Source organism: Halomonas sp., from assembly GCF_052095765.1.
GTDB lineage: Bacteria > Pseudomonadota > Gammaproteobacteria > Pseudomonadales > Halomonadaceae > Halomonas.
Genome location: NZ_JBQDJZ010000130.1, coordinates 1 through 5,541 on the forward strand (window position 1 = coordinate 1; position 5,541 = coordinate 5,541).

General features: G+C 58.6%; 5 protein-coding genes. 4 read left to right on the plus strand and 1 reads right to left on the minus strand.

Translation table 11 applies throughout. The features are described 5' to 3' along the window. Nucleotides 1–117: 117 nt before the first annotated feature. The 4 genes from ACTH3D_RS12440 to ACTH3D_RS12455 all read left to right on the plus strand — a co-directional run bounded on the left by ACTH3D_RS12440 (nt 118) and on the right by ACTH3D_RS12455 (nt 4,417). Nucleotides 118–1,449, plus strand: a complete 1,332-nt coding sequence (locus tag ACTH3D_RS12440; protein WP_441667445.1) for a glycerate kinase type-2 family protein — start codon at nt 118–120, stop codon at nt 1,447–1,449. Next, on the plus strand, nt 1,446–2,927 hold the full coding sequence (gene pyk / locus ACTH3D_RS12445; protein WP_441667446.1) for a pyruvate kinase: 1,482 nt from the start codon (nt 1,446–1,448) through the stop codon (nt 2,925–2,927). The genes ACTH3D_RS12440 and pyk overlap by 4 nt, the downstream gene beginning before the upstream one ends. Before the next feature lie 127 nt (nt 2,928–3,054). Then, nucleotides 3,055–3,777 carry a GntR family transcriptional regulator gene (locus ACTH3D_RS12450; RefSeq protein WP_441667447.1) on the plus strand — a complete coding sequence of 241 codons (723 nt, stop codon included), beginning with the start codon at nt 3,055–3,057 and terminating at the stop codon, nt 3,775–3,777. 58 nt (nt 3,778–3,835) lie between these two features. Beyond that, nucleotides 3,836–4,417 (plus strand): DUF192 domain-containing protein, encoded by a 582-nt coding sequence (locus ACTH3D_RS12455; protein ID WP_441667448.1) that lies wholly within the window; start codon nt 3,836–3,838, stop codon nt 4,415–4,417. Between the two features lie 17 nt (nt 4,418–4,434). Here ACTH3D_RS12455 and ACTH3D_RS12460 read toward each other — a convergent pair whose 3' ends face one another. Next, a complete protein-coding gene (locus tag ACTH3D_RS12460) occupies nt 4,435–5,316 on the minus strand; it encodes a DMT family transporter (RefSeq protein ID WP_441667449.1) in 882 nt (293 codons plus the stop codon). Nucleotides 5,317–5,541: the final 225 nt, after the last annotated feature.

Below are 5,541 nucleotides of genomic sequence, written 5' to 3' on the forward strand. Positions count from 1 at the left end.
GGCTAGCGTGTCTGCCCGGGTCCAGCCAGAATGATCCTTGCCCGGTGAAGGTGGCTGTTGTCAGATGCTGCTTGTCACCGGGTATTTTAATTAAGGAGCTTTATTCAGGAGCCCACCATGAACCAGCACTCCTCTTTGTTTGATGACCCCGTGGCGGTGCGTGACTGGCTGGTTAAGCTAGGCGAAGCCGGTGTGCGGGCCGTGCACCCTGATACCCTTTTACCCGATCAGCTTCCTGAGCCTCCAGCGGGCCGCACTCTGGTGATTGGTGCTGGCAAGGCCGCAGCATCCATGGCAGCTGCCCTTGAGCGCGCCTGGCAGATTAGTCAGCCTGACGCACCGCTGTCTGGTCTGGTGGTTACTCGTTACGGTCATGGTCCTCAGGGCCCGGACCTTCAAGGGCAAGCCGATTGCCAGCGCATCGAAGTGCTGGAAGCCTCCCATCCTATGCCGGATGATCTCAGTGAGCGCGCAGCAAAGCGTATGCTCGAAGCGGTCGCAGGTCTGGGTGAGGATGATTTGGTGATCGCGCTGATCTCCGGCGGCGGTTCGGCACTGATGACCTTGCCTGCCGACGGCGTGAGTTTGTCTGAGAAGCAGAACATCAACCATCACCTGCTGCGCAGTGGTGCGCCGATTCGCGAGATTAACACGGTGCGTCGCCATCTGTCGGCGATCAAGGGAGGGCGTCTTGCCGCCACTGCACATCCTGCCCGGGTGCTGACTTGGCTGATTTCTGATGTGCCAGGCGACGAGGCCTCGCTGATCGCTTCAGGCCCAACGCTGGCCGATGCCAGCACGCCCCAGCAAGCGTTGGAAATTCTCGAGCGTTATTCGATCCCGGTGTCTGACGAGGTGCGTCACCACCTGGCCAATAGCAGCGACTGGCCGACGCCCGATGCGCCGCAATTTGCGCGTGACCAGCAGGTGATGTTGGCACGGGCCAAAGAGGCAATGTCTGCCGCCAAGGCGTTTGCCGAGGCCAGTGATGTAGCGGTTGAATATCTTGGCGATGATCTGGAGGGTGAAGCCAGAGAGCTGGGGCGTAGCCATGCGCGGCTAGCCCTTGAGCACCAGGCCGGGCTGTCCAAACCGCTTTTGATCCTGTCTGGCGGTGAAACCAGCGTCACGGTGGTCGGCGACGGTCGCGGCGGGCGCAATGTGGAATACCTGCTGGGTGCTTTCGACGAGCTGCAGGGCGCGCCTGGCATCCATGCGCTGGCCATCGACACCGACGGCATTGATGGCAGTGAAGACAACGCCGGTGCCGTGTTCGGCCCTGAGCAGGCACAGCAGGCAGCAGAAAAAGGCCTGCACGCTGAAACCTATCTTTCACGCAATGATGCGTATACTTTCTTCTCGGCGCTGGACGCTCTGCTGGTCACTGGGCCAACACGCACCAACGTCAACGACTTACGAGCTATTTTAGTGTTACCGAGGACGCCATGAAAAAGTCAGTCTCTACTCCGACACCGTCAAACCATATTCCCTTGCGACGCACCAAGATCGTCGCCACCCTCGGTCCTGCCAGTGACCAGGATGGTGTGCTGGAAAAGATGATTGCCGCAGGGGTTGATGTGGTGCGCCTCAACTTCTCCCATGGTGAGCCGGATGACCACCGCCGCCGTCTTGAGCAGGTACGTAAAATTGCCGATCGTCTGGGGCGTAGCGTTGCCGCGCTCGGCGACCTGCAGGGACCAAAGATCCGTATCGCCCGCTTTGCTGACGGTCCAGTAGAGCTCACGATTGGTGATCCGTTTGTGCTCGACATCTCGCTGGACAGCAATGCGGGGAACGCTGAGCGGGTTGGCTGCGATTACCAGACTTTGGCCGACGATGTGGTGGCCGGCGACCGTCTGCTGCTCGACGATGGTCGCGTGGTGCTGGATGTCGAACGTGTTGACGGCAGCGAAATCCACACCACCGTAGTGGTGGGTGGCAAACTGTCCAACAACAAAGGGATCAACAAGCAGGGTGGCGGCCTGTCCGCACCGGCTCTGACCGAAAAAGACAAAGAAGATCTGAAAACCGCGATCGATATCGGTGTCGACTATCTGGCGGTGTCCTTCCCGCGCTCGGCGGAAGATATGCACGAAGCGCGTCGGCTGTTAGGTGACGCCGGTGCCGAGATCGGCCTAGTCGCCAAGCTTGAGCGCGCCGAAGCCGTGGCCGATGATGAAACCCTGGACGGCATCATTAAGGCCAGCGAAGCGGTCATGGTGGCGCGGGGTGATCTGGGCGTCGAGATCGGTGATGAGAAGCTGATTGGCACCCAGAAGCGTATCATCAAGCACGCTCGCTCCCTGGATCGCGCAGTGATTACCGCCACTCAGATGATGGAATCGATGATCGAATCGCCGCTGCCGACTCGTGCCGAGGTATTCGACGTGGCCAACGCTGTGCTCGACGCTACCGATGCGGTGATGCTCTCAGCCGAGACCGCTGCTGGCGACTATCCGGTAGAAACGGTTGAAGCTATGGCTCGCGTCTGCCTAGGGGCCGAGCGTGAGCGGGTGGCGCAGTCCTCCGAGCACCGCATCCATGAAGTGTTTTCGCGTGCTGACGAGACCATTGCGCTGTCTGCCATGTATGCCGCCAACCACATGCGTGGTGTGGCCGCCATTGCCTGTATGACCGCAACTGGCTATACGCCGTTGATTGCCTCGCGGATTCGCTCTGGCTTACCGATCATTGGGCTGGCCCACAACCCCATCGCCCAGCGGCGTATGGCACTGTATCGTGGTGTTATCTCGCTGCCTTTTGACACCAGTAGCATGGAGCCTACCGAGGTCGATCAACAGGCCATGGCACTGCTCGCGAAGCACAACATCACCGCCCCGGGCGAACACGTTATCCTGACCCGCGGCGACCACATGAATGCCCACGGCGGCACCAATACACTCAAGGTGTTCAAAGTTCACCAGTAAAGGATGGCTGGTGGAGACAGTCGGGTATGCCATAGTGTGTACAGGAGTGGATGCAAATTGTAGCCAGTTGGGCCGAAACATGCGAAGGTTCAGAGAATCTGATATCTGAAACCTGGAGTCTTTCACGATGATGCATGACTGGTCCACTGGCTTGGCCACCAAACGCAAGGGTGGCGAACGCATCACCGATCAAGAGATCGTGGAGCAGGTGCGCCATGCGGTATTGATGCAGCGTCTGCCACCGGGCACGCGGCTGCCCGAGGTGACGCTATGTGAAGTCTTTGGTGTCAGCCGTTCTGTGGTCCGCAAAGCACTCACGCGGCTGGCTTCTAACTACGTGGTTGATCAGCGCCCCAATCAAGTCTGTCGGGTGAGGGCGCCGAGCGTTGAGGAAACCCGTGAGACGTTTGACGCGCGACGGCTAGTAGAAGGTGAAGTCGTTGCGCTGTTGGCTGGTACGCTACCTGTCGAGTCCATGGCTGAACTTGAGCGCCTTGCGCGTCTCGAAGTCGAGGCGTTTGAAAGTGGCGATGAAAGCGCGCGTATCGAGCATTCTCTAAGTCTGCATTTTACGTTGGCTAAGCGCTCCCCCAGCCGGGTGCTAGGCAACATGCTGACCGACTTGGTGCTCAGAACCTCCATTGTTGTTGCTCTCTACAAGCGCGGTGGGCTTGGTTCTTGTTATCTGCCCGGCGATCATGATGATCTGCTCGCCCAGCTTAACAAGGGCGATGCCCAGGACGCACGCCTTAGCCTGCATCGCCACCTTGACAACCTCGAAGCACTGCTCGAACTTAGCTCGGGAGAGTCAGCCATCGACCTCAAGTCGATCCTGGGTCAGCTGGCTTAGTTTGGCCAGCATGGCCATCAAGGCGGAGCTATACAAAAGAGGAACAAGCGTGGAACACATGAATGAAAGGAATCGTCGCCGCCGTGTCTTGCAAGGCATGTTGGTCCTGCCACTGGCTGCGCTTTTGCCGGCCGGCGCTAGGTTGCTGGCCGCCGATGGCGTTAGCCAGCCCAGTGCTGCGAATGGCGGTGGTAATAGCGGCATTGGCAACATTGCGGAAAACGCGCATGTGGTCACGTTACATGGCGACCAAGGCCCGCAGCGGCTCAATGCCGAGCTTGCCGTCAGCGATGAACAGCGTCGCCAAGGGCTGATGGAGCGTGAGTCGCTTGGCGCAGAGGCTGGCATGTTGTTTATCTATCCGCGGCTCGTCAGTGGCAGTTTCTGGATGTACCGCACGCGTATTCCGTTGGACATCGCCTTTATCGGTGACGATGGCCGAATCAGCGAGATTCGCCACATGAAGCCCTGCACCAGCGACTCCCCCCAGGCTTGTCCGCAAACCCAGCCAAATGTGAGTTATCGCGCTGCCTTGGAAGTGAATGCCGGCTATTTTGCGGCGCGTGGTATCGGCGTGGGCGATTGCGTTAGCTGGCCCGGTGACAGCGGTGGCCAATGTGGGGCTGAAGGTCAGAGCTAGTTTTTCTGGCTCTTGCTTTACTGATGCTGGCTGGTGTCACGATTCTCATAACGCTTGACTCCACGCTGAATCACGATCAGTCCGATACCGGCCACCACAAGACCACCGCCGATCAGCTTGTGGGGTCCCAGTGAATCATCCATCAGCAGCACACCGAGTATCACCGCCAGCACGGGTACCAACAGCATCATCGGTACGACGCTGCTGACGGGGTGACGGCGCAATAGCCCGTACCAAATGCCGTAAGCCACAATCGACGACATTACCGCCGTATAGAATACCGCGCTCCAGGCAAGCCAGCTTGCCGACGTCAGCGCCTGCCATTGATCCTGCTCGAACCACCAGGAACCCAGCGCCACTTGTGGCGTAGCAAATAGTGCTACCCAGCCAGCAAGTGCCATGGGAGAGATAGCCGGGCCGCGCTTGATCAGTAGCTGAGACGATGCCCATGCCAGCGCGCTGGTTAGCAGAATGGCGGTAGGCAGCGGCGCTGGCAGTGTGGGGCCGCCGGCCAGCACGATAACGCCGGCAAACGACAGCAATAGCCCGGCCAGGCGCTTGACACCCAGGTCCTCCTTGAGCACTAGCACAGCCAGCAAGGTGGCAAATGGCGTACCCATTTGCACCAGGATAGCGCCGGTACCGGCTTCTGCCTGTCCCAGACCAATGAATAGTAGCGCGAAGTGCAGGGTACCGAAGGTGACAGATAGCAGTAGGAGAAAAGGCAATTGATGTCGCGCCACCGGATAGAAGGGCACCAGCAGCACCGCAACTAGCGCAAAGCGCAGGGTAATCAACATCAGCGGCGGAATTTCGGCAACGCCAACCTTGATGACAATGATGTTGAGTGCCCAGATAAGAACCACGGTCAAGGCAAGGACAAGGTCGCGAAGTGGCAAGGTGCCTCCTGTATTCAGCCGTTAGTGGGTGCCGCCAGACTCAACTGGCGTGAGTAAATGCCACTAAGATCAACTTGTGATGCGTTCGGTGACGCGTCATATTTGTCTGACACGTATTATTTGGTCTGCTTCTGGCACTGGTTTCTTCCATGATTTCAGGTAACCATAACAGAGCTGATCACTCATCATGACTAGGATATTCCATGACATCGAAAAAGCAGTTTA

Excerpts from the sequence above, each read along its gene's own strand:
- ACTH3D_RS12450 (WP_441667447.1), top strand. The coding sequence starts at position 3,055 with ATGATGCATGACTGGTCCACTGGCTTGGCCACCAAACGCAAGGGTGGC.
- ACTH3D_RS12440 (WP_441667445.1), top strand. The coding sequence starts at position 118 with ATGAACCAGCACTCCTCTTTGTTTGATGACCCCGTGGCGGTGCGTGAC.
- ACTH3D_RS12455 (WP_441667448.1), top strand. The coding sequence starts at position 3,836 with ATGAATGAAAGGAATCGTCGCCGCCGTGTCTTGCAAGGCATGTTGGTC.
- pyk (WP_441667446.1), top strand. The coding sequence starts at position 1,446 with ATGAAAAAGTCAGTCTCTACTCCGACACCGTCAAACCATATTCCCTTG.